Source organism: Actinoplanes nipponensis (assembly GCF_016862275.1).
Taxonomy (GTDB): Bacteria; Actinomycetota; Actinomycetes; order Mycobacteriales; family Micromonosporaceae; genus Actinoplanes; species Actinoplanes nipponensis.
Genome location: NZ_BOMQ01000026.1, coordinates 83,644 through 107,836 on the forward strand (window position 1 = coordinate 83,644; position 24,193 = coordinate 107,836).

Annotated in this window: 18 protein-coding genes; 8 read left to right on the top strand and 10 right to left on the bottom strand. The window is 74.1% G+C overall.

Translation table 11 applies throughout. From position 1 onward, the window contains the following. The first annotated feature begins 121 nt into the window (after positions 1-121). From Ani05nite_RS10380 to Ani05nite_RS10390, 3 genes are all read left to right on the top strand, one after another. Positions 122-565 carry a DUF5990 family protein gene (locus Ani05nite_RS10380; protein ID WP_203767191.1) on the top strand — a complete coding sequence of 148 codons (444 nt, stop codon included), beginning with the start codon at positions 122-124 and terminating at the stop codon, positions 563-565. A 569-nt stretch (positions 566-1,134) separates the two neighbouring features. Then, positions 1,135-4,476, top strand: a complete 3,342-nt coding sequence (locus tag Ani05nite_RS40920) for a DEAD/DEAH box helicase (protein ID WP_239129613.1) — start codon at positions 1,135-1,137, stop codon at positions 4,474-4,476. Next, entirely contained in the window at positions 4,469-5,215 is a 747-nt protein-coding gene (locus Ani05nite_RS10390; RefSeq protein WP_239129615.1) for an SWIM zinc finger family protein, read from the top strand. The genes Ani05nite_RS40920 and Ani05nite_RS10390 overlap by 8 nt, the downstream gene beginning before the upstream one ends. Here the strand turns inward: Ani05nite_RS10390 and Ani05nite_RS10395 are convergent. The 5 genes from Ani05nite_RS10395 to Ani05nite_RS10415 all read right to left on the bottom strand — a co-directional run bounded on the left by Ani05nite_RS10395 (position 5,212) and on the right by Ani05nite_RS10415 (position 9,940). Next, positions 5,212-5,805, bottom strand: coding sequence for a TetR/AcrR family transcriptional regulator (locus Ani05nite_RS10395; protein WP_203767193.1), 594 nt, complete (start codon positions 5,803-5,805; stop codon positions 5,212-5,214). The two genes, Ani05nite_RS10390 and Ani05nite_RS10395, sit on opposite strands and share 4 nt — an antisense overlap. A gap of 22 nt (positions 5,806-5,827) precedes the next feature. Continuing rightward, the gene (locus tag Ani05nite_RS10400; RefSeq protein WP_203767195.1) at positions 5,828-6,505 is read right to left on the bottom strand and encodes an ABC transporter ATP-binding protein; all 678 of its coding nucleotides are present in this window, start codon (positions 6,503-6,505) and stop codon (positions 5,828-5,830) included. Beyond that, positions 6,502-7,626, bottom strand: coding sequence for an ABC transporter permease (locus Ani05nite_RS10405; RefSeq protein WP_203767197.1), 1,125 nt, complete (start codon positions 7,624-7,626; stop codon positions 6,502-6,504). The genes Ani05nite_RS10400 and Ani05nite_RS10405 overlap by 4 nt, the downstream gene beginning before the upstream one ends. A 77-nt stretch (positions 7,627-7,703) precedes the next feature. Then, entirely contained in the window at positions 7,704-9,074 is a 1,371-nt protein-coding gene (locus Ani05nite_RS10410; protein ID WP_203767198.1) for an aldehyde dehydrogenase family protein, read from the bottom strand. Continuing rightward, on the bottom strand, positions 9,071-9,940 hold the full coding sequence (locus Ani05nite_RS10415; protein ID WP_203767202.1) for a fumarylacetoacetate hydrolase family protein: 870 nt from the start codon (positions 9,938-9,940) through the stop codon (positions 9,071-9,073). The genes Ani05nite_RS10410 and Ani05nite_RS10415 overlap by 4 nt, the downstream gene beginning before the upstream one ends. A gap of 87 nt (positions 9,941-10,027) precedes the next feature. Here Ani05nite_RS10415 and Ani05nite_RS10420 point away from each other — a divergent pair, with 87 nt between their 5' ends. From Ani05nite_RS10420 to Ani05nite_RS10430, 3 genes are all read left to right on the top strand, one after another. After that, on the top strand, positions 10,028-10,798 hold the full coding sequence (locus Ani05nite_RS10420) for an IclR family transcriptional regulator (RefSeq protein WP_203767205.1): 771 nt from the start codon (positions 10,028-10,030) through the stop codon (positions 10,796-10,798). Between the two features lie 152 nt (positions 10,799-10,950). After that, complete coding sequence (locus Ani05nite_RS10425; protein ID WP_203767207.1) at positions 10,951-12,378, top strand: extracellular solute-binding protein; 1,428 nt, start codon at positions 10,951-10,953, stop codon at positions 12,376-12,378. After that, entirely contained in the window at positions 12,375-14,411 is a 2,037-nt protein-coding gene (locus tag Ani05nite_RS10430; RefSeq protein WP_203767208.1) for an ABC transporter permease, read from the top strand. The genes Ani05nite_RS10425 and Ani05nite_RS10430 overlap by 4 nt, the downstream gene beginning before the upstream one ends. Here the strand turns inward: Ani05nite_RS10430 and Ani05nite_RS10435 are convergent. Beyond that, a complete protein-coding gene (locus Ani05nite_RS10435; protein WP_203767209.1) occupies positions 14,386-15,063 on the bottom strand; it encodes a M23 family metallopeptidase in 678 nt (225 codons plus the stop codon). The genes Ani05nite_RS10430 and Ani05nite_RS10435 overlap by 26 nt on opposite strands. Positions 15,064-15,133: 70 nt before the next feature. Continuing rightward, a complete protein-coding gene (locus Ani05nite_RS10440; protein WP_203767210.1) occupies positions 15,134-16,918 on the bottom strand; it encodes a CocE/NonD family hydrolase in 1,785 nt (594 codons plus the stop codon). A 150-nt stretch (positions 16,919-17,068) separates the two neighbouring features. Here Ani05nite_RS10440 and Ani05nite_RS10445 point away from each other — a divergent pair, with 150 nt between their 5' ends. Continuing rightward, a complete protein-coding gene (locus Ani05nite_RS10445; RefSeq protein ID WP_203767211.1) occupies positions 17,069-17,713 on the top strand; it encodes a class I SAM-dependent methyltransferase family protein in 645 nt (214 codons plus the stop codon). 5 nt (positions 17,714-17,718) lie between these two features. On the opposite strand, the gene Ani05nite_RS10450 is transcribed toward Ani05nite_RS10445, so the two are convergent. From Ani05nite_RS10450 to Ani05nite_RS10460, 3 genes are all read right to left on the bottom strand, one after another. Beyond that, positions 17,719-19,221 (bottom strand): SDR family NAD(P)-dependent oxidoreductase, encoded by a 1,503-nt coding sequence (locus tag Ani05nite_RS10450; protein WP_203767793.1) that lies wholly within the window; start codon positions 19,219-19,221, stop codon positions 17,719-17,721. 116 nt (positions 19,222-19,337) lie between these two features. Continuing rightward, positions 19,338-22,190: an MMPL family transporter gene (locus tag Ani05nite_RS10455; protein WP_239129618.1), complete on the bottom strand. Its 2,853-nt coding sequence runs from the start codon at positions 22,188-22,190 to the stop codon at positions 19,338-19,340. 99 nt (positions 22,191-22,289) lie between these two features. Beyond that, a complete protein-coding gene (locus Ani05nite_RS10460; RefSeq protein ID WP_239129622.1) occupies positions 22,290-23,288 on the bottom strand; it encodes a hypothetical protein in 999 nt (332 codons plus the stop codon). 298 nt (positions 23,289-23,586) lie between these two features. On the opposite strand from Ani05nite_RS10460, the gene Ani05nite_RS10465 reads away from it, so the two are divergent. Continuing rightward, the gene (locus tag Ani05nite_RS10465) at positions 23,587-24,192 is read left to right on the top strand and encodes an FKBP-type peptidyl-prolyl cis-trans isomerase (RefSeq protein ID WP_203767213.1); all 606 of its coding nucleotides are present in this window, start codon (positions 23,587-23,589) and stop codon (positions 24,190-24,192) included. Position 24,193: the final 1 nt, after the last annotated feature.

A 24,193-nucleotide genomic window follows, 5' to 3' on the forward strand; every position in this document is an offset into this window, starting at 1 on the left:
TGGCATGCGCGAGATCCCGGGGCGCGGGGCTTCCGCCCGCCGGCCGGGTGCCTGTCCGGTCTGCGGTCGCCCGGCGTCGCCGCGGGCGGAATTGTCGGGGGGTCGGCCTAGAGTGCAGAGCGTGCAGATCCGGATCGAGGGCAGCGAGCTGCCGGGACGCCCCGGCGCCGCGCAGGCCGACCCGCTGCGGCTCGGCAACGTGCACGTCGGGGTGCAGCGCAAGAGCGAGGTCGTCGACCGGTTCCGCGCCGACGCCGCGGGCGCGGTGTGGGAGTTCGAGGTCACCAGCCGGGAGGTCGACGGGCTGCTCGACGTCGGCGGTCCGTACGTGCACGGCCGGCCGGGCGCCCGCTTCCTCTACCTGAGCTGGGGCGCGGTCGACGGCGACACGTTCGGCGGGTTCCGCCGGGCCAAGCTCATGTTCGGCGACATCCCGACGGAGCTGCTGCGCGCGGCGCACGAGGGCGGCGGGGTGCTGGTGGCCCGGCTCGGCCTCACCGGCGCCGACGGCGGTCCGGTCTGCGCCCGGGTACGACCGCCGGCCGTCAGCTGGCAGCTCGCATGACGGCACCCGGGGCTGCGGTCACGGTCCTGCACGGCTTCATCGCCCGCGACGGGACGCTGTGTCTGTGGGGCGAGACCGACCGCGCCTCGCCTGGTGTGGTTGGTTCCTCGGCGGCGCCGGTGCATGCCGGTGGAGTTGGTTCTTCGGCTGGGCCGTTGGGTGCTGGTGGGGTCGGTTCTGCGGCTGGGCCGTGGGGTGGCGGTGGGGTCGGTTCTTCGGCCGGGCCGCTGCATACCGGCGGGGTCGGTTCTTCGGTCGGGCCGTTGGGTGGCGGTTCTTCGGCTGGGCTGTTGGGTCCTGATGGGGCCGGTCCCTGGGCTGGGCCGTTGGGTGCTGGTGGGGTCGGTTCTTCGGCTGATCCGCTGGGTGTTGGTGGGGCCGGTTGCTCGGCTGGGCCGGTGCATGCCGGCGGGGCTGGCTCTTCGGCCGGGCCCGTGCAGGCCGCCTTTGCCGGCTCCCCAGCCGCTGGGGCGGATGCCGCCGCGCCCGGCCGCTCCGGTGCGGGCGATCGGCGTGCCGGCGCGAAACCGGGGCGGCCGCGGGGATCCCCGCCGGAGCACGGTTTCGCCGTGCGGCTGGCCGGTCCGGCGCGGCCCGCGACGCTGGTGCTGCCGTCCACCAGCACCGGCCCGCTGCCCTCACCCCAGCTCGGGCTGCCACCCCGCCGCGGCGAGCCCCGGCTGCGGGCGTGGTCCGTGCCGGCGGTCGCCGTGCCGTTCGTCACCGACGACCTGGCCGACGAGTACAACGGCCGCGCCGCGCCCTCGCTGGCCTATCTCAGCGAGCTGTGCGCGTTCGCCGCCTCGCTGGTGGCGCGCGGCCGGGTCCTGCCCGGCGTGCTGCGCGACGGCCCCCGCCCCCGCGCGGTCTGGCGTCCCGTCCTGACCGGCGCCGACGCCGCCCGCCGGGCCGACCTGGTCCGCCGCATGCCGCCGGCCTGCCGGGCCGAGCGGGCCCGCCCCGGCGACGTCGACGGCCTCCCCGCGGCCGACACGCTGCACGCCGCGCTGCACCGCCTCGTCGACGGCCTGGTCCGCACCAGGCTCGCCGAGGCCGGCGTGACCCTCGACGGCGCCGCCTGGCTGACCGCCCTCGCGGCCGAGCCGGAGTTCGACGCCCGGCCGCGGGAGCTCGACCCGCTCACCGACGCCCTCGACGCATGGCACGCCGAGGCGACCAGCGGCGCGGCCGTGCGGGTCTGCTTCCGGCTGACCCACCTGAGCGAGCTGGAACCGGACGAGCCCGACGCCACCACCGCCACCGCAGCGCCCGACGCCACCGACGCCGCCCAGCCGGGCGGATCCCCACCCGGACGCCCAACCGCTGCGGTCCCCGCCGCGCCCGGCTTCGCAGCGTCCGGCTCCGCAGCGTCCGGCACCGCCGCGCCCGAGTCCGTTCCGCTCGGGCCCGCCGCGTCCGGCACTGCCGCGCCGGGGTCCGTTCCGCTCGGGTCCGCTGCGTCCGGCACTGCCGCGCCGGGGTCCGTTCCGCTCGGGTCCGCTGCGTCCGGCCCTGCCACGCTCGGGTCCGCTGCGTCCGGCCCTGCCACGCTCGGGTCCGCTGCGTCCGGCACTGCCGCGCCGGGATTCGTTCCGCCCGGGTCCGCCGCGCTCGGGTCCGCCGCGCTCGGGTCCGCAGCGTCCGGCCCTGCCGCGCCCGGGTCCGCCTCGCTAGGGACTGCTGCATCCGGATCCGACCCTTCCGGGCCGGTCGCTCCCGAGCCGGAGCCTGCTCCGATCCCGGAACCCCCTCCCATCCCGGAACCCGCCCCCGCCGAGGACGCCTGGCTGCTCGAATTCCTCCTCCAACCGCTCGACGAGCCCAGCCTCCTGGTCACCGCCGCCGACGTCTGGCGCGACCGCAGCGCCCCGCTGCGCCGCTGGACCCACCACCCGCACGAGCGCCTGCTCGCCGGCCTGGGCCGGGCCGCCCGGCTCTTCGGCGACCTCGACGCCGCCCTGCGCGACCCCCGGCCGGCCGAGCTGGTCCTGGACACCGAGGGCGCGCACCGGTTCCTGAGCCACGCCGCGCTGCTCGAGCAGGCCGGCTACGGCATCCTGCTGCCCGCCTGGTGGCGCGAGCCGCGCAGCCTGGGGCTGGCCCTCGAGGTCCGGCCCCGGGACGCCGCCCCGGCGGTGCTGCGCGACGACGCCGCCGATCTGGGCACCATGGTCAGCTACAACTGGGGTCTGGCCCTGGGCGGGCGCATCCTGACCGAGGACGAGCTGGCCGACCTGGCCCGGGTCAAGGTGCCCCTGGTGCGGCTGCGCGGCCACTGGGTCTACCTGGACCCGGAGCGGTTGCGGGCCGGCCTGGAGTTCCTGCGGCGCGGGGGCGGGACCATGACCGCCGGGGACGCGTTGCGCCTGGTCCGGTTGCTGCCGCCCGAGGAGCTGCCGCTGCCGGTGACCGCGTTCGGCGGCAACGGGTGGCTGGCCGACCTGCTCGCCGGGCGGCTGGGGGAGCGGCTCGAGCTGCTGGCGCCGCCCGTGGGGCTGGCCGGGCAGCTGCGGCCGTACCAGTTGCGGGGTTTCTCGTGGCTGGCCTTTCTCGACGGGCTCGGCGTGGGGGCCTGCCTGGCCGACGACATGGGCCTGGGCAAGACCGTGCAGCTGCTGGCCCTGCTGCTGCACCGCGGCGGCGGGCCGACGCTGCTGATCTGCCCGCTGTCGGTGCTGGGCAACTGGCAGCGTGAGGCCGCCCGGTTCGCGCCGGGTCTGCGGGTGCGGGTGCTGCACGGCGCCGACCGGCCGGAGCCGGCCGAGCTGCTCGACGGGGCGGACGTGGTGCTGACGACGTACGCGATCGCCACCCGCGATGCCGACGCCCTGGCCGCCGTGGCCTGGGACCGGGTGGTGCTGGACGAGGCTCAGCACATCAAGAACAGCGCCGCCGGCGTGGCCCGGGCCGTGCGCCGGTTCCCGGCGCGGCACCGGGTCGCCCTCACCGGCACCCCGGTGGAGAACCGGCTGGCCGAGCTCTGGTCCATTCTGGACTTCCTCAACCCGGGGCTGCTGGGCAGCGCGCACACCTTCCGCGCCCGCTACGCGGTCCCGATCGAGCGGTACGCCGACGAGGACGCCGCCGCCCGGCTGCGCCACGCCACCCGGCCGTTCCTGCTGCGCCGGGTCAAGGCCGATCCGGCCGTCATCGACGACCTGCCCGACAAGCGGCACACCCGGCACCTGTGCGGGCTGACCGTCGAGCAGGCCACCCTCTACCAGGCCGTGCTCAACGAGATGACCGAGCGCCTGCGGGAGGAGACCGAGATCCGCACCAAGGGCATCGTGCTGTCGGCGATGACCAAGCTCAAGCAGGTCTGCAACCATCCGGCGCAGCTGCTCGGCGACGGCTCCCCGCTGCCCGGGCGCTCCGGCAAGCTGGAACGGCTCGAGGAGATCCTCGACGCCGCGCTGGCCGAGGGGGAGAGCGCACTGTGTTTCACCCAGTTCGCCCGCTTCGGCGCGATGCTGGCGCCGCACCTGGCCGCCCGTTTCGGCGTGCCGGTGCGCTACCTGCACGGCGGCACGTCGCGCCGGGAGCGGGACGCGATGGTGGCGGCGTTCCAGGCGGACCGGCGGCCGGGCGTCTTCGTGCTGTCGCTCAAGGCCGGCGGCACCGGGCTCAACCTCACCGCGGCCAACCACGTCGTGCACGTCGACCGCTGGTGGAACCCGGCGACCGAGACCCAGGCGACCGACCGGGCGTTCCGCATCGGGCAGCACCGCGACGTGCAGGTGCACACCCTGGTCTGCCTCGGCACCCTGGAGGAGCGCATCGACCGGCTGATCAGCGACAAGGGCGTGCTGGCCGAGCGCGTGGTCGGCAACGGCGAGGGCTGGCTCACCGGCCTGAGCACCGACGAGCTGCGCTCGCTGCTGGCGCTGTCCCCGGAGGCCGTCGGTGAGTGAGCGGTTCTCGGCGGCTTTCGTCGCCATGTTCGAGTCGTTGCGGATGGCGCCGACGTTCGCCCGCGGGCGCCGCGACGCCCGGGCCGGGCACGTCCGGCACCTGGCCATCTCGGGCAGCCTGGTCGCCGCCCAGGTGCGCGGGCCGGACGACCCGGCGGCGTTCCGGTCGCGGATCGCCGTGCGGGCCTTCGGCGCCGCGGAGTGGGCCCGGGTCGAGGACGACCTGGCGGCCCAGGCCCGGTACGTGGCCGAGCTGCTGGCCGGCCGGATGCCCGCGGACATCGACGCCGTGTTCGCCCGCGCCGGGCTGACGCTGCTGCCGTTGTCGCTGGACGAGGTGGCGATGGACTGCTCCTGCGAGCGCTGGCCGATGCCGTGCGTGCACCTGGCCGCCACCTGTTACGCGCTGGCCGAGTCGTTCGAGACGGATCCGTTCGGGGTCTTCACCTGGCGCGGGCGTGGCCGCGACGAGCTGCTGACCCGGCTCAGCCAGCTGCGGGGCACGACGGCACACCTGCCGCCGCCGGAGCCCGCGGCCGAGCCGGCCGGGCTGGGTGACATCGCGGACTTCTGGGGCGGCGCGCCGGCCCCAGCGGCGCTGCCGGTGCCGGACGGCGGCCGGCCCGACCTTTTGCTGGACCAGCTCGACCCGCCACCGCTGCGCCCGGGCGGCGTGCCTTTGATCGAGGTGCTGCGGCCGGCCTACCGAGCGCTGCCGCCGGACACCGGGGCGGGCTAGGCGGCGGGACCGTCGTGGCTGAGGAGGAAGGGGGCCAGGAGCTCCCGGACCCGGGCGTCGACCGCGGTCGTGTCCGCGCCCTCCTCGATCATGCGGCTGGCGGTGTAGACCACCGAGCTGATCAGGCGCGCGGTGGCGGCGGGGTCGGGCACGCCCAGTTGTTCGACAGCGGCGCAGAGGGGCCGGCTCATCCGGTCGTGCATGAGCCGGGTGCTGGCGTCGACCTGCTCACCCGGTACGGACTGGATCAGCGCGGTGGCCAGAGCGTGCTCGCCCTCGGCGACCAGGCGCAGGTTCGTGGTGGCGTACGCCAGCACCTTCTCACCCGGGGAGCCGACGGCGTCCATCGCGGCGTTGACGCGGTGTGACCAGTTCGGCAGGACTTCCCCGACCAGCTCGAGCAGCAGCTCCTTGCCGGAAGGGAAGTACTCGTACACCGTGGAACGGGGCAGCCCGGCCCGGGTCGCCACGGCGGTGAGGCTCGGCGCCTCGTGCGGGTTGTCCACCAGCAGGGCGCGGGCGGCGTCGAGGAGGACCCGGCGGCGTCGGGCGCGGTGCTCCGCAACCGTCGGTGCGTCGATGCGCGGCACGGGTCCTCCCCTTTCGCGTCGCTCAGCCGGCGGACAACCGGCCGTCGATCATCTCGGTCACCCGGTCGCAGTGCTCCAGCACGTCGTGGTCGTGGGTCACCATAACGGTAGCGACGCCCGCCTCCTTCGTCTCCCGGGCCAGCAACTGCACCACCTCGTGGCTGCGCGCCCGGTCCAGCGCGGCGGTCGGTTCGTCCACCAGCAGCAGCTTCGGTCGCCCCATCAGCGCGCGGGCGATGCCGACCCGCTGGCGTTCGCCGCCGGAGAGCTGGTGGGGCCGGCGGCCGGCCCGGTGGGTCATGCCGACGTCCGCGAGCAGCTCGGCGGGGTTGCGGCCACCGGCCCGGTGAGGGCTGAGCTCGGCGACCAGCCGCAGCTGCTCCAGGGCGGTGAGAGCGGGAATCAGGTTGCCGCTCTGGAACACGAATCCGATGTGGTCACGCCGGTACGCCGCGCGCTGCCTGACCGTCATGCCGGCGAGGTCGTGGCCGTCGACGGTGGCCGTGCCCTGGTCCGGGACGGTCAACGCGCCGGACACCGCGAGCAGGGTCGACTTGCCCGCGCCGGAGGGTCCGACGACGGCCACCAGCTCGCCCGGGGCGACTGTCAGATCCACCTCGTCCAGCGCGGTGACCATCGTGTCGCCGTCGCCGAGACGGACGGTCACGCCGGACAGCGTCAGGCCGGTACGGTCGTTCATCGCTGTGCTCCCAGTGCGGTGAGGGGATCGACGGCCGCGATGCGGACGATGGCGACGGCCGCGCCGGCCAGGCCGAGCACGACCAGCAGGACGCCGGCGGTCAGGACCGCGGGTGCCTCGATGGCGAACGGCACCGCGCTGCCGCGGATCAGCCCGCCGAGCCCGACGCCGACGACGATCCCCGCGCCGATCGAGGCGCCGAGCACGACCAGCGCCTGCACCAGCCCGTCCCGCAGCAGGTACGACCGCGCCGCGCCCATGGCCCGCAGCACCGCCAGCTCGGCTCTGCGGTTGATGGTCCAGACGGTGAAGAACGCGCCGACGACCAGCGCCGAGATGGCGTACAGGAAGGCCTGGATGAGTTGCAGCGTCGACGTCTCGGCGGTGTAGCCGGGCGAGGCGCCGTACGCCTCGATCCTGTCGAAGCTGGTCGTGCCGGCCGCGGCGTCACCGGCGGCGAGGTCGAGGTCGCCGTCCGCCTGGATGGCGACCGCGGTGGCCTCGGCGGACGCCGAGCCGCGCAGTGCCTCGCCGGGGCCGGCGCCCTGGTGCAGGCGCTGCCACGCGGCCAGCGGCACGTAGGCGACGTCGACGTGACCGTAGGTGCGCTGGTCCGCGGTGGCGCCGATCACGGTGAACCGGGCGCCGATCCGGTCGATGACGACGGTGTCGCCGACCCGCAGGCCGGCGTCGAGGGCGGTGCGGGACACCACGATGCCGTCCGGGCGGCCCAGCGCCGCGCCCTCGGCGACCGGGGGTGACAGGAACGAGCCCGGCTCGACCCCGAACATGGCCAGGTCGATGGGCACGTCCCGGCTGCTGCGGGCGTTGACCAGCAGGTTGCCGAAGAGGGTGGCGTCCCGTACGCCGGGCTGCCGGCGCCATTGATCGAGCTGCTCCCGGTCCACCACGCTGCGGGAGAACGCCGCGTCCAGCTTGGTGCCGTCATCGAAGGCGAAGGCGGTCACGGGTAGCCGCTGGAGCCCGGAGACGCCGTCGTTGACCAGGCCCGAGGAGAGCCCGGACAGCAACACCACCAGGACCGCTATGAGGGCGACGACGCTACCCATGAGCGTGAACCGCCAGCGCGCGAAGCGAAGTTCGCGCAGAGCCAGGAACATCGGTCCTCCAGAATTTTTTCGACGGGGCGTCGGAAACTATACCGGCGTCGTGTCGGAAAAAATTCGGGAGGCCGGCGTCACGGCGTGAGCGTCACCGTCACGGTCCGCGTGTAGAAGTCGCGGGCCGCCGTGCCCTGCTCCCGCGGGCCGTAGCTCGACTCCTTCGCGCCGCCGAACGGGGCGTGGAAGTCCACGCCCGTCGTCGGGGCGTTGACCTTCACCATGCCCACGTCCAGCCGGTCCGTGAGGGTCAGGGCCGCCCCGAGGTCCCGGGTGTGGACGCCCGCGACCAGCCCGTGCCGCACGTTGTTGGCCGTGCGCGCCGCGGCCTCGGCCGATTCCGCGCCCAGCACCACGCACATCGGCCCGAAGTACTCCTCGGTCAGCAGGTCGTCGCCGGCCGGCACGCCGGCCAGCACCGTCGGCGCCTGGAACCAGCCGTCGCCGCCGGGTTGCCGGGCACCCGTCAGGAGCCGGGCGCCGTTCGCCCCGGCTCGCTGCACCGCCGCCCGGATGGCGTCCCGGGGCCGCGACTCGATCAGCGGGCCCACCACCGTCGCCGGGTCCGCCGGGTCGCCGACGGGCAGCGCTTCCACGGCTGCGGCCAGCCGCCCGGCGAACGGCGCCGGATCGCCGACCACGATCACCCGGCTGGTGGCGGTGCACTTCTGCCCGGCGTACCCCATCGCCGCCGCGGCGATCGCCGTCGCCGCCGCGTCCTGGTCCGCGTCGGGCAGCACGATGGCGGCGTTCTGCCCGCCCATCTCGCACTGCACCGGGATGCCGCGGGTGACCGCGCGCCGGGCGACCGCCTGCCCGGCTGCCACCGAGCCCGTGAACGAGACGGCGTCGGTGGTGTCGACGACCGCCTCGCCCGTGCCGCCGAGACCGGTCAGCACGGTCAGCACGCCGTCGGGGAGCACCCCGGTGAACAGCTCGGCCAGTCGCAGCGCGACCGCGGACGCCTGCGGTGCGGGCTTGAGCAGCACGGTGTTGCCGAAGGCCAGCGCCGGCGCCGCCTTCCAGAGTGGGATCGCCACGGGGAAGTTCCACGGGGTGATCAGGCCGACGACGCCGTGCGGGCGGCGCCGGGTGTGCAGCAACGACACGCCGTCCGCCGGCGGGTACACCTCGCCCTCGGGGTGCAGGGCCTGCTGAGCGAAGTAGCGCAGGATCGCCACGCCGCGGCCGAGCTCGGCGCCCGCCTCGCCGCGCGGCTTGCCGACCTCGCGGACCACGAGGTCGGTCAGCTCGCCGGCCGCGGCCGTGACCGCCTCGGCGCAGGCGTGCAGGGCGGCGGCCCGCGCGTGCGCCGGCCCGCGCGCCCAGTCGGCGGCCGCTTTCCGGGCGCGGCCGGCCGCGGCAGCCACCTGCTGCGGGGCGGTGTCGGGAACGCGGACGACGACGTCCGACGGCGCTTGCGGGGAGAGGCTCTCGATCGTGGTCATGCTCGTCCCTTTCCGGAGGTGGCCGCGCCGACGGCGACGACGGGGTTGGTCAGCGTCCCGAGCTCGGCCGACGTTATCTCGACCGTGTCCCCGGGCCGGGTGGTGAAATCGGCGTCCGGCACCACCCCGGTGCCGGTCAGCAGCACCACGCCCGACGGGAAGCTCAGTGCGCGGAACAGCCAGCCGGCCAGGTCCGTGAAGCCGCGGGCCATCTCCGCCGTCGACGTCGTACCGGTGAAAACCTCGCGGCCGTCACGCAGCACCCGCAGCCCGATCCGGAACGGACCCGGACCGGCCGCCCAGCTCGGCACGATCGCCGGTCCCAGGGCACAGCAGCGGTCGTAGATCTTCGCCTGCGGCAGGTAGAGCGGGTTCTCACCCTCGATCGACCGGCTGCTCATGTCGTTGCCCAGGGTGTAGCCGAACACCTCACCGGCCGCGTTGAGCACCAGGCCGACCTCGGCCTCGGGGACGTCCCAGCCGGAGTCGGCGCGGATCCCGACGGCGTCGCCGTCGCCGACGACCCGCCACGGGCTGGACTTGAGGAAGAGCTCGGGGCGGTCGCTGTCGTAGACCTGGTCATAGAGCGAGCCGTGCCCGGACTCCTGCTTGCGGCCGTCGCGGCTGCGCAGGTACGTGACCCCGGCCGCCCACACCTCCTGCTCGTCCACGGGTGGCAGCACCTGCCGGCCGGGCCTGTCGCCGCGGGCGTCGCGGGCGGCGGCCTCGACCACGGCCCGGGCCTGCTCGAGCGGTACGGCGAGCAGGCCGGCGAGCGTACCGTCGAGCTCGCCCCACCCGCCGTCCTGACACACCGCCCAGCGCGGGGTGTCGCCGTCGCGTAGGTGGTGAAGGGAGATCGGCATTGGCTATCCTCGGTGGGTAGTGATGCGGGAAATGTGTGCGGTCACCCTCTGCAGGTGCCGGTCCGGCATTTCGAAGGGACTATCGACATGCCCCGTGTGGTACCGGCGGTCAACCGCGCACTCGACGTCCTCGAACTCTTCCTGGACCGCCCCCAGCTGTCGGCGCGCGAGGTGATGGAGCGGCTCGACCTGCCCCGCACCACCGTCCACGAGCTGCTGGTCACGCTCGAGGCCCGTGCGTACCTGATCTCCGTACCCGGGCAGCCGGTCCAGTACCGGCTCGGCATGCCGCTGTTCCAGCTCGGCGCGGCGTTCGCCGGCCGGCTCGACCTGGTCCGCGAGGCCCAGAGCGTCGCCCGGGACGTGGGCGCCGCCTGCAACGAGGCGGTCCACGTGGCCGTGCTCGACGGCCCCGACGTCATCTATCTCGTCAAGGTCGACAGCACGCACCCGGTCCGGATGGTCTCCGCGGTCGGGCGGCGGTTGCCGGCCCACTGCACGGCGGTCGGCAAGATCCTGCTGGCGGACCTCGATCCGGCCGCCCTGGACGCCGTGCTGGCGAAGGGCACCCTGCCCGGCATGACGCCGGACAGCATCACCGACCCGGAGCGCCTGCGGGCCCACCTCGAATGCGTACGGGCGGAGGGCATCGCGGTCGACATCGGCGAGTCCGACAGCGCCATGCGCTGCGTCGGCGCGGCGATCCGCGACCACTCCGGCGCCGTCGTCGCCGGGATGAGCGTCTCCGCGCCGATCATCCGCTGGACCCCGCAGGCGCAGGTGGAGTGGACCGAGCTGGTGCGCGAGGGCGCGGCCACGCTGTCCACCCGGATGGGTCACCGGGCCCGCTCCCACTGACCGGCCTGCCCGTTCCGGCCGTCATCGCATCGAAACATTGACACCTCTCGCGGTGGTCCTCTAGCGTCGCGTCCACTCGACACGATATCTCGAACTCGGTTCGAAATCTCGAACGGCGCGGCGGTGCGAGGACACGGAGGAGGCGAATATCCATGGACAACCCGGCTTGGTCGCGGCGCGGCTTTCTGGGACTCGGGGTGGGGGTGCTCGGTGCGGCCGGCCTGGCGGCGTGCGGGGACACCTCCGCATCGCCCACCAAGGTGCAACCGAAGGTGCCGCAGGAGCTCATCGACGCCGCGGCGTCGATGAAGGGCTCCTCGATGGGGGTGCTGTCGCAGAAGCTGTACTCCACGGCGGCCAACGAAGCGCTCGACAGCTCGATCGCCACGTTCGCCGCCGCCACCGGCACGAAGATCGAGAACAGCCTGGTCCAGGCCGACGCCGGTGACGTGGTGGCCAAGATCGACGCCGAGGTCAAGGGCGGCGTGGCGCGCGACCTGGCGTTCATGACCGACTCGCGGTTCGTCGCCCAGTTCCAGGCGCTGGGCGACCTGGAGGACGTGACGGACGTCGTCAAGGCGCTCACCGCCAAGTACGGCGAACCCTGCGCCGAGGCGAAGAACTACTGCGTGTTCGACGGCAAGTGGTTCGCGATCCCGTACCACTTCATCGGGATCGGGTCGTTCCTGCGCAAGGACTGGATGCGGGACAAGGGCATCACGCCCAAGGACGGCTACAGCTGGGAGGAGCTGCGGGACCTCTGCCTGGCGATCTCCGATCCCGGCAAGCGCCGGTACGGCTGGGGCATGACGGTCAACCGGTCCGGCGACGCCAACGGCATGATCGAGGCACTGATCAACTCGTACGGCGGGGCGATCGCCTCCAACGACGGCCGGAAGGTCACCTTCGACTCGCCGGAGACGGTGCAGGCGGTGTCGTTCCTGGGCGACATCTACACCAATCCGAAGTTCAAGCCGATGCTGCCGCCGGGCGTGGCCAGCTGGACCGACACCAGCAACAACGAGAACTGGCTCGCCGGGATCCTCGGCTACACCCGCAACCAGTTCAGCGTCTACGCCGACTCCCGGACCAAGAAGAACCCCGTCCACGAGAACACCCACGTCTTCTCCGACTGCACCGGGCCGGCGACCGACACGCCGCTGCTGCTCGGCCAGTCCCAGGGCTTCGTCGTCTTCAAGGGCGCCAAGAACCCCGGGCTGGCCAAGCTCCTGGCGCAGTACCTGGTCAGCGCGCCCGCCCTGGCCGGGGTGGCCAAGGAGGCGCCCGGCCTGGTCATGCCCGCCTGGCAGAAGGTGTGGGACGCCGACCCGTTCTTCACCAGCGGTGACCCGGCGTTCCCCATGCTGCGCAAGATCACCGAGCTGTCGCTGCCGCTGAAGACCAAGAACGGGCTGACCTTCCCGCAGAAGGCCAGCGCGGGCCAGCAGGCCGTCGGCGGGGCGTATGTCCTGACCGACATGATGCAGCAGGTCGTGCAGGGGACGGCGCCCGCGCAGGCCGTGCAGGCCGCGCACGCCAAGATGGCGCAGATCTTCACCCAGCAGGGGCTGCCGCAGTGAGCTCGGTCCGTTCCGCGCCGGCCCCGGCGAAGCGGGCACCCGCGCCGCCGGGGCCCGGCTCGCTGACCACGACCCAGCGGCGGCTGGGCCGGGACTGGCGGCTGGCGGCGCTGTTCCTGGCGCCCACGGCCCTGCTCGTCGGCGGTCTCGTGCTCGTGCCGATCGCCCGGTCGGTCATCACGAGCACCACGGAACGGCACGGGCAGGACAGCGTCTTCGTCGGGCTGGGCAACTACACCGCCCTCGTCGGTGACCAGCAGTTCCACACCGGCGTGGTGAACTCGTTCGTCTTCACCGCGTACGCCGAGATCTTCAAGGTGGTGCTCGGGCTGGCCGCGGCCCTGCTGCTGCACCAGCGCCGGCGCGGCCGGGCCGTGCTGGCCGGGCTGCTCCTGGTGCCGTGGGTGGTGCCGACCGTGGTGACGGCGTTCAGCTGGCGCGCGCTGCTCGACCCCATCTTCGGCAGCGTCAACACCCTGCTGACGTCATCCGGGATCGGGCCGCTGCTGGCCGATCTGCACCTGGTCGACAGCTGGCCCGCGGGCTGGCTGTCCGACCCGTCGCTGGCCATGCCGTCGGTCATCCTCGTCAACGTGTGGAAGGGCGTGCCGTTCTTCACCGTCTGCTTCCTGGCCGGGCTGAAGGCCATCCCGGCGGAGCTGTACGAGGCGGCGACCATCGACGGCGCCTCGTCGTGGCAGCGGTTCGTCAACGTGACGCTGCCCGGGCTGCGTCACGTGATCACCGTGACGGTGACCCTGTCGTCGATCTGGACGTTCAACAACTTCGACCTCATCTGGTTGCTGACCCAGGGCGGCCCGGGGGACGTGACCGCGCCGTACGTGCTCGTCGCGTACTCCAAGGCGATCCTGCAGCTGCAGTACGGCGCCGGGGCGGCGGTCACGCTCGTCATGCTGCCGATCATCGGCGCGCTGGTGTTCATCCTGGTCCGGCTCCTGCGCCAGGACACCGGCAGCCCGCTGCCGCCCCGCACCCGCGCGGCCCGGTGGATCGGCACGGCGCCGTGGGCCGGCACCGCACGCCGGGCGCTGCCGTGGGTCATCGCGGCGCTGTTCACCGGGCTGCTGGCCTGGGCGTCACCCCACATCTTCTGGCGAGCGGCGGTGATACTCGGGCTGTTCCTGCTGGTCGCGGCGGCCGTCGGCCGGGTGGTGACAACCCTGCGGTCCCGAGGCGGCCGCCGGTCGTCGTCGCTGGTGTCCGGGGTGGGCTCCGCCGTCGCGATCGCGGGCCTGCTCGCCTTCGTGCTCGGACCGCTGTACTGGATCGCCGTCACGGCTTTCAAGTCCGAGGGCCAGGTCGTCACGCGCGAGCACGACCTGTGGCCGACGCCGTGGACCCTCGAGCAGTTCGGTGCCCTGTTCACCAACCAGCCGTTCGGCCGCTGGTATCTCAACACCCTGCTGGTGTCGGCGGCGTCCACCACCGTCGCGCTGATCTGCGCCGCCCTGGCCGGCTACGCCCTGGCCCGGCTGCGGTTCCGCGGGGCGCAGGGCTTCACGGTCACGGTGCTGCTCACGTACGTGATGCCGGGCGCCCTGCTGTTCATCCCGCTGTACCAGATGCTCATCGGCGTGCGGCTCACCGACTCGTTGTGGTCGCTGGTGGTGACGTACCCGACGTTCACGCTGCCGTTCGCCACCTGGCTGCTGGTCGGGTACTTCTCGTCGATCCCGGTGGAGCTGGAGGAGGCCGCGCTGGTCGACGGGTGCACGCGGCTGCAGGCGTTCGGCAAGGTGGTGCTGCCCCTGGCCAAGCCCGGCCTGCTCGCGGTCGCGCTGTTCACGCTGACCAACGCCTGGAACGAGTTCCTGTTCGCCTTCGTGTTCATCACCAAGGACGAGTACAAGACCCTCCCGGTGGGGATGCAGTCGATGATCGCCGGCGACGTGGTGCCGCAGGGCCAGCTCGCCGCGGCGTCGCTGCTGGTCAGCATCCCGGTGGTGATCATGTACGCGTTCGGGCAGCGCTTCCTGACCGAGGGACTCACCGCGGGCGCGGTGAAGGGCTGACCACCTCCGACTCTCCCGGCACGCCGCGCGGGATGTCCACGGTGGGGCCGCCGCCGCGCGGGTGCACCCGGTAGTCGCGGAACTCCATCGGCAGGCCGCGGGCCGTGTACGGGTCGCGGTCGTCCATCGCCTGGATGTGCACGTGCGGCTGGAGCGAGTTCCCCGAGTTCCCGCACTCGCCCAGCTCGTGGCCCGCCGGGACCCGCTCACCCTGCTCGACCCGCACCGTCCCGAGGCGCAGGTGGGCGAGGACGACGAACGCCCGCTGGTCGTCGAGCTCGAGGATCACGTGGTTGCCGGCCAGCGCCCCGGCGCCCGCGCGGGCCCGGGCTGCCTGCGTGACGGCGTACGAGGCGCGGGTCAGCTGGGAGCGGCGGGCCTCGTGGTCCGGCTCGCCGTCGTGGGTGGCGATCACGGTGCCCGGAGCGGGGGCGTGCAGGGGCAGGCCGAAGGCGTGGAAGCGCTCCGGCGGTTCGGTGCCCAGCACCGTGCGCCAGTCCCGGATGCCCGCGGTCCGGCGGCCCCGGACCGCGATGAAGTCCATGGCGTACGTGGTCGCGAACAGGTCCGTACCGTGGCTCGGTACGCGGCGGGCGGGGCTGTTGCGGGCGAGCCACGTTCCCCGGAACGGCAGCTGGAGCACGACAGGCATGCGGCGACCATAGCCGGGACCGCCCAACCCCCGTGCGGGGTCGGGCGGTCCGGGCCGCGGAGCGCAGGGGTCAGTGGCGGTTGTGGAGGGTCAGGGGGAAGGTGCCCTCGCCGACGGTGGTGAGGGTCCGGGTGTACTGGGCCAGGTAGGTGTCGAGGAAGGGGGAGCGGCCGCCCTGGGTCGGCACGTCGAAGCGCGGGTTCTGCAGGTCCAGGTGCAGGCGCGTCCGGGTGAGCCGGATCGTGTTGCCGCTCGGGGTGTCGAGCCAGCTGCCGCTGCCGATCGTGCCGATCTGGACGCCCAGCTGGTGGCCCACCTCGAAGGTCCAGTCGGTCGACTTGAGGTCGAAGGCCACGCGGCCGGGGCGTTCGATCAGGGACACGTTCTCGTCGAACATCACCGCTGAGCCGCCCGGGGCGACGTCCCACAGGCGGACCATGACGTTGCCGGGGGCGTCGGCCCGCAACGAGATCCGTGGCGTCGCGGTGATGCGCAGGCGGGTCCTGGTGGGGGTGGACCAGCCGAAGAAGGTGTTCGCCTCGGCCGCGAGGCCGCTGATCGTGGCGGGCGGGGCCGGGTCCGTGTAGTGCTCCATGTCCCATTGCCGGTCGGCGGGCGCGGCCAGGGTGGCCGGGGCGCCGTCGTCGATGTAGGCGCCGTCCGGCAGGTCCGCCACGGTGGAGGTCGTCGGGGTCGGCCAGGTCGGCTGGGCGCGCCAGGCGCCGGTGTTGTCCTCGATGGCGTACGCGGGGTCGTGGACCGCCGGCCTGATGCCCTTCAGGTAGCGGTCGTAGAAGCGCATGACCTCGTCGAAGAAGCCCGCGCGACCCTGCAGGAGCTGCCCCTGCTCGTTGGTGTCGTTGCCGCGGACGTGCTCCCACTGGCCCAGCCAGCCGCGCTCCGTGCCGCGGTGGTTGTCGAGGAACTCCTGCATGTCCTCGGGCTTGGTGTTGTTCTCGATGAAGCCCTGGGTGACGAAGAGCGGGGTGTCGGTGCCCTTCGCCTGCGCCGCCAGGTTGCGGGCGCGCCAGTACGGCGAGCTCAGGTCCGGGTTGTTGTTGTTCGTGAGGTTGTCGGACAGGCACTCGGGGTGGCTCTGCTCGTACGCCGCGTTGGCCTGGTAGCGGGCGGTGTCGTCCGGCAGCGGCTCGAGCGTGGCGATGCTGTTGTACGCGTTCGGCGTGCCGGTCACGTTCGGCCGGGGCACGCCGTTGCTGAACAGGTAGTTGTACATGTTCCACACCGGTTCCTGGGCGACGACCGCCTTGAGCGCCGGCAGGCGCAGGTTGTTGCCCACCAGGCCGGTCACGGCGTCGTACGACTTGCCGTACATGCCCACCCGGCCGGTCGACCACCGCCGCGTCGCCGCCCACTGGACGGCGGCCCGGACGTCCGCCTGCTCGCCGGGCCCCACCCAGTCGAGGCAGCCGGTGCTGCCGCCGAAGCCGCGCAGGTCGACCATGACGTAGGTGTAGCCGCGGGCGAACAGGCCGGTGCCGCTGGTGAAGTCGGCGAACCGGCTGGACGGTCCGGTCCGGCTCCACCCCTCCGGCCCGACCTGGCCCGCGTGGGCGAAGTAGGGTCCGACGGCGAGGATCACCGGCGTCCTGGCCTGGGCCGGCAGGTTCGCCGGGCGGAGCACGTCGGCGTGCAGTTCGGTGCCGCTGCGGTCCGCGGACGGGAAGTAGGCCTCCGTCCACACCGCACCCTCCGGGACCCGCGGGTTCTCCTCGTGGGTGACGCCGTCCGGCGCCGGTGCGGGTGGGGCGGCGGTCGCCGTGCCACTCACCGCGAGAGTCGTGATCGCGATCAGTGCGCCGGCCGCGGCGGCTGTCGTCCGCCTGCGAATGTTCATCTGACCTCCCCGAGCGATAGAGCAGTGTCTCTGCGAACGTCGACGCTAGCGCGTCGGCATCCTCTTCGGACGGTCGCGGGTGAGCTTTCCGATGATCGGCGCTCCGGAGGGTCTGGGCCGGGCGGGCCGTCGGCCGTTAGGGTGAGCGGCGTGGACTGGGCGGCCTGGCACGACGACTACGACAACCCCGGATCCGTTCTCGCCGGCCGGCTCGCCGCCGTGCAGGCGATCATCCGAGGCGTCCTCGACGACCTGCCCGCCGGCCCGGTGACCGCGCTCAGCATGTGCGCCGGCCAGGGCCGCGACCTGATCGGGGCGCTCGCCGGGCACCCCCGCCGCGACGACGTCCGGGCCCGGCTGGTCGAGTTGGACCCGCGCAACGTGGCGGCGGCCGAGGCGGCCGTGCGGCGGGCCGGCCTCGCCGGCATCGAGGTGGTCCGCGGCGACGCCGGCCTGATGCGCCACTACCGCGACGTCGCGCCGGCCGACCTCGTGCTGGCCTGCGGGGTGTTCGGCAACCTGACCGACGCGGACGTGCTGCGCACGGTCGAGGCCTGCGCCCAACTGTGCCGCGAGGGCGGCACGGTGGTGTGGACCCGGCACCGGCGCCCGCCGGACCTGGTGCCGGTGATCGGCGACTGGTTCGCGGCGCGCGGCTTCGAGCAGGTGTACCTCAGCGACCCGGCGGCGGGCTTCGGGGTGGGAGCGCACCGGCTGTGCCACCCGCCGAAGCGGCTGGACGGCGGCGAGCGCATCTTCACCTTCGTGCCGGAGAAGCAGGCCTGCCTGCCCTGACCCGCCTACCAGGCGATCGGGGCGTAGTCCTTCAGGAAGACGCCGTACAGGTCCTCGCCGCGCTCGCCGCGCACGACCGGGTCGTACACCCGGGCCGCGCCGTCGACCAGGTCCAGCGGGGCGTGGAAGCCCTCGTCGGCCAGCCGCATCTTGGTCGGGTGCGGGCGCTCGTCGGTGATCCAGCCGGTGTCCACGCTGGTCATCAGGATGCCGTCGGTGAACATCTCCGCGGCGCTGGTGCGGGTCAGCATGTTCAGCGCCGCCTTGGCCATGTTCGTGTGCGGGTGCCCGGCGCCTTTGTAGCCGCGGGCGAAGACGCCCTCCATGGCCGAGACGTTGACCACGTAGCGGCGCGGGAACGGCGACCTCGTCATCGCCGCGCGCAGCCGGCTGACCAGCACGAACGGCGCGGTCACGTTGCACAGCTGGACCTCCAGCAGCTCGAGCGCGTCCACCTCGTGGACCTTGTCGCTCCAGCTGTTGGTCGGGGCCAGGTCGGGCACCAGCCCGCCCGCGTCGATCGCGGTCAGCGCGGCGATCCGGTCCGGGGTGGCCGAGCCGCCGGTCAGCGCCAGCGCGGTCAGCGCGTGCGGGCTGAAGGACGAGCCGTCGGTCAGCGACGCCGGGTGCGCCGCCATCGCGTGCCCGCCGAGGTACTCCAGCTCCGGCAGCGGACCGTCGGGCAGCGGCGCCGACTCCGCCGCCACCAGCGCCGCGTACGAGCCGGGCGAGCGCCGTACCGTCTGGGCCGCGTTGTTGATCAGGATGTCCAGCGGGCCGCGGGCCGCGACGGAGTCGGCCAGCGCGACCACCTGCCCGGGGTCGCGCAGGTCGATGCCGACCACCCGCAGCCGGTGCAGCCAGTCCGCGCTGTCCGGCATGGCGGCGAAGCGCCGCACGGCGTCGTTCGGGAAGCGCGTGGTGATGGTGGTGTGCGCGCCGTCGCGCAGCAGCCGCAGCGCGATGTACATCCCGATCTTGGCGCGGCCGCCGGTGAGCAGCGCCCGGCGCCCGGTCAGGTCGGTGCGGGCGTCGCGGTGGCTGTGGTTCTTCGCCGCGCAGTCCGGGCAGAGCTGGTGGTAGAACGCGTCGACCCGCACGTACCGCTGCTTGCAGATGTAGCAGCCGCGCGGCTGGCGCAGGATGCCCGCGCTGCGCGTGGTGGTCGCGGTGGCCAGCGGGATGCCGGCGGTCTCGTCGTCGATGCGGCTGGGCGCGCCGGTCGCCGTGGCGGCGGTCACCGCGCGGTCGTTGGCCAGGATCGCGTCGCGGCGGTCCCGGCGGCGGCGCAGCTTCACCGTCTTGAACAGCCCGGCGGTGGCCCGCCGGACGGCCACGGCGTCGGGGTGCTCCGGGTCGAGCTGCTCGGCCTCGGCGATGACGTCGAGGCAGAGGGCCAGGCGGTCGGCATCGATGCCCGCGGCCGGCCCGTCGGCGGCGCCGGCCGGGCCGGGCGTGACGCCGGTGGGACCGCCCGGCGCGGCGGACTCGTCCATGGTCGCGGTCATGCTCATCCCGTCCCGGTAGAACCCCAACTCTCCCGGGGCATGGTACTGACTGCGCCGGGCGCCCGGCTGTGCGTGCCGCCCGGCGGGCCACAATAGCGGCAAGAACGCCATATCGGCTACTCGGGCGGGGGCAGCTCCAGGATCGCCGTGGTGTCCAGGCCGGGTTCCCGGCGCTCGCCGCCCTCTTCCCGCCGGGCGTCGTCGTCGCGGTCCTGATCCGCCGGGCGTGGGACGTCCTCGCCCGCGGGAGCCCGCTCGTCCGCGGCCGGATCGGTCCACGGCGCCGCACCGGCGGGCGCGGCGACCCGGTCGCCCAGGTCGACGGTGACCGGGTGAAGCTCCCCGGCGGCCGGGGCCGGGGAGGGCCCGGCGGAGGCCCCGGCCGGGGCCGACCCGTCGGACGCCTCGGGGGCGGGCCCGGCCGCCCGGGACGCGGTTGCGGCCTCCGGCTGGTCCAGGGTGATCCGCGACGACGCCGCGAGCGGCGCCGACCCGGCGATCGGATACCCGGCCGACGGATACCCGGCGGCCGGATAACCGGCGGCGGAATACCCGCCGGCCGCCTCGCCGGAGACCGGCGCACCGGCCACGACGGGCCCGTCGCTTCGCTCGGCCCCCGGGCCCGCCGGGGACACCGGACCGTCGGGAGCGGAGGTGACCGAGACCTCCCGAGCGGGAGGGACCGGCGCGGCGGGGGAGACCGACGCGCTGCCGGCGACCGCCCCCGGGCCCGCCGGCCGGAACCACGAGGACGCCGGCTCCGGTGACGGCGGGTCGCCGCCGGCGCGCCCGGCCGGCGCGGGACGGGCGCCGCCCCCGTCGGGAGCCGCGTGCCGGCCCACCGACACCGTCGGGAACAGCTCCTCGTCCTCGTACTCCTGGAGCCCGGCCCGTTGCTGCAGCCGCCGCAGCGGCCCCGGCGCCCACCAGGCCGCGTCGCCCATCAGCTTCAGCACCGCCGGCACCAGCAGCATCCGGACCACGGTCGCGTCCAGCAGCAGCGCCACGATCATGCCGACGCCGATGAACCGCATGGTCGTCACCGACGACAGCGCGAACGCGCCGGTCACGACGATGAGCAGCAGCGCCGCCGCGCTGATCACCCGGCCGGTGCGGGCCAGGCCCGTGGTCACCGCCTCGGCCGTGGTCGCCCCGCGGGTGCGGGCCTCCACCATCCGCGACAGCAGGAACACCTCGTAGTCGGTGGACAGGCCGAAGACCACCGCGGCCATCAGCACCACGATGCCCACCTCGGGCGGCGCCGGGGTGACCCGCAGCAGGCCCGCGCCGTGGCCGTCCTGGAAGATCCAGACCAGGATGCCGAACGTGGCGCTCAGGCTCAGCGCGCTCAGCACCACCGCCTTGACCGGCAGCAGCAGCGAGCCGAAGGCCAGGAACATCAGCACCAGGGTCGCGCCGACCAGCAGGCCCACCATCAGCGGCAGCTGCTCCGCGGTCGCCGCCAGGCTGTCGACGTTGCGGGCGGTCGTGCCGCCGACCAGCACCTCCGTGCCGGCCGGGGCGGGCTGGGCGCGGATGGCCCGGACCGCCTCGCGCGCCGCCGGGCTGAACGGGTCGGTGCCGGACAGGGTGGCCGTGTAGAGCAGGACGTCGCCGCCGCTGCCGGCCGGGGTGATCGCGGCGACGCCCGGGACCTGCTTCAGCGCGGCCGCGAACGCCGTACCGGCCGGGGCTGCCGGCGCCGCGCCCTGCGTGCCGCGCAGCACCACCTGGACGCCCGCGCTGCTCAGCGCCGGGAAGTCGGCCTTGAGGGTCTCGACGGCCTGCCGCGCCGGGTCGCCCGCCGGCAGGATCCGCTCGTCGTTCTCGCCGAAGCGCACCCCGGCGACGGGCGCGGCCAGCACCAGCAGCCCGACGAGGATCGGCAGCGCGACCAGCACCGGGCGGCGCAGCACCGCGCCGGCCAGCCGGGCCCAGCCGGTGCCGGCCGGGCGGTTCGTGCGCCGGCGCGGCAGCCGCACCGGCAGCTTGTCGACGCGGGGGCCGAGGACCGCCAGCAGGGCCGGCAGCAGGGTGAGCGACAGCAGCGCGGCCAGGGCGACGGCGGCCAGGCCGCCGTACGCCAGCGACTTGAGGAAGCCCTGCGGGAACAACATCAGGCCGGCCAGGGCGATCATCAGCAGGGTGGCCGAGAAGATCACGGTACGCCCGGCGGTCGCCACGGTACGGGCCACCGCCTCCGCCGGCGTACGCCCGAAGCCCTGCTCCTCGCGGAACCGCCCGACCATGAACAGCCCGTAGTCGATGGCCATGCCCAGCCCGAGCAGGCTGGCCACGTTGACGGCGAACGAGTTGACGTCGTGGCCGTACGCGATCGCGTGCAGCACCCCCAGCGAGCCCAGCACCGCGCACCCGCCGACCAGCACCGGCAGCGACGCGGCGACCAGCGAGCCGAAGATGAGCAGCAGCAGGACCAGCACGATGGGCAGCGACACGGCCTCGGCGAAGGCCAGGTCACGGGTCGACAGGGCGGACGAGGCGTCGCTGAGCGGGGCGCCGCCGGCGAGCTGCGCCGTGGCCCCCTCGACCGCCAGCTGGTCGTCGATCTCCCGGTACGCCGTCAGCTTCTCGCCCTCGTCGTCGCCGGTCAGGGTCAGCACGGCCACGGCCCGCGACCCGTCGGCGGACGCGTACTGCTCGGCCTTGTCCGGCCAGTACGACGCCACGGCCGTGACCGCCGTCCGCGGCAGCGCGGCGAGCCGGGCCTGCACCCGCCGGCCCAGCCCGGTGTCGTCGATGCCGCCGGCGACCGGCGTGTAGATGACCACCACGTCGCCGCCCTGCGCGCCCAGCTCGGCGCGGACGACCTCGGCCGCCCTCGTCGACTCGCTGCCCGGGTCGTTGTAGCCGCCCTCGGTCAGCTGGCCGAAGACGCCCAGTCCCCACATCCCGGCCGCGGCGACCGCCACGACCGTGCCCACCAGCACCGGCCATCGGAACCGGGCCACCCATGATCCCCAGGCGGCAAACACGACGATCCCCTCCACACCCGCGTCCCGCACCCCACGGAACGCCCGGTCCTCCCACCCCGGAAGGACCGGCTCACCTCAGCGCAGCGTCGCCGCCTCGAGCGCGACGCCCCCGCAATCCTGGCTGAACGCCTCCTCGGTGATCCAGCTCAGGCTGATCTTGCCGTTCTTCGGCGCCCGGTACGTGATGACGAAGACCGCCGTGTCCAGGTTGTTGCCGCGTTCCTCGAACGTCGCGCTCGCTGCGGCGGAGCCGGTGGTCAGCTTCGCGGTGAGCTTGCCGCGCCCGGCCAGCGCCCCCACGTAGAGCCGCAGGGTGCGCGTCGCCGGGCCGGCCGGGGCCGAGATGCTGAAGCCGTTGCCCTTGCCGCAGGTGCGGATGCCGGTCGGGGTGCCGTCGCTGGTGGCCACGGGGGAGCCACCGGACCAGCTGAACAGCTGCGGGCTGAAGCCGTGCCGGAAGCGCGGCGCGGTCGGCGCGCCCTCGAGGATCTGGAAGTCGCCGTCCTCGCGTCGTTCCAGGGAGAAGGTGCTCTGCTGGCCCCAGTGCACCCAGTCGCGGGTGCCCTCGGCGGACAGGTCGACCCGGCCGGGCAGGTCGCCGCGGGCCACCTTGACCGAGCCCCGGTCCGGCGGGGCGGGCGGTTTGCTGGTCGCCGGGGGCGGCGTGGTGCGGGCCTTCGACGGCGTGGGCGAGGGCGACGGCTCGTCCGAGGCGCTGGGCAGCGGGATGGGGAACTGGTCGGCCGGGCTGACCGGCAGGTTGCCGAGGGCCGGCGGCTGCGCCGGCGGGATCGCCTGCGGATCGTCGTCGCGGACCGCGCGGCTGAGGATGAACCCGAACGCCACCACGATCAGCACCCCGGCCAGGATCACCGCGGCGGGCATGAGGAACTCGCTCAGCCGGCGCGGCCGGTCCTCGAGCAGGTGCGGCGGCACGACCGCGCCCCGGCGGCCGGTCGTGCGGTAGCCGTAGCTGGTGCGCGGGGTGGCCGGGTAGGGCCGGCGGCGCCCGGCGTCGGACGGCCGTCCCTCGGACTCAGGCTGGCGACCAGTCGTGCGGTCGTCGTCCGGCAACCGACCCTCCCCGGTCGTTCGCGGGCGCGCGCCGACCGCCGGTGGCGGCCGGGCGGGTTGTCCCGAGTGCTGTGCAAGCAGTGAGTCGGTGCCGTGATGAGCGGCCGCCGTGGTGCTGTGGGGAGGTACACCGTCTCACCTTGCGTGAGTGACGGAGAAGAGCGAAATGAGTAACCGGCCGTCCGGATGATCACCGGGGTCGGGGGTTCGGCGGAGGTTCGCCCCGGGCCGGCCGGCGGCGGCGAGTACGGTGTCCGGAGTCTTCCCGCATGTCCGCTGACAGGAGAGTCCGTAACCGATGAGCGTCCAGGACAAGACCGGTACCAGTCGCCGGGGCCAGGCCCTGAGCGGCGCCTTCGCGGGTGTCGCCGTGATCGCCGTACTGGTCGCCGTCTATATCGGCATCCAGGTTTCCGACGACGACGACAAGCCCGTGCCCGCCGCCGCGGCCTCGGCGCCCGCCGACCCGGCCGCCGGGGCGCCCACCGAGCCCGCCCCGGCGCCCAGCCAGCCGGCCGCGCAGACGCCGCTGGACCCCGCGCTGCAGCAGCCGCCGGTGGTCAAGGCCGGCACCGGCAAGGTCACCGAGCTGAAGGTCACCGAGATCATCGCCGGCAAGGGCCCCAAGCTCCAGGCCGGCCAGACGATCCAGGCCAACTACGTGGGCGTGACCTACAAGGACGGCAAGGAGTTCGACTCGTCCTGGAAGACCGGCCAGCCGGCCCAGTTCCCGGTCGGCGCCGGCCAGCTCATCGAGGGCTGGGACAAGGGCCTGGTCGGCGTGGCCGTCGGCAGCCGGGTGCAGCTCGACATCCCCGCCGCGATGGCCTACGGCGACCCGGCCCCGCAGGGCCGCCCCGGCGGCGACCTGCGCTTCGTGGTCGACGTGCTGGCCGCCCAGTAGC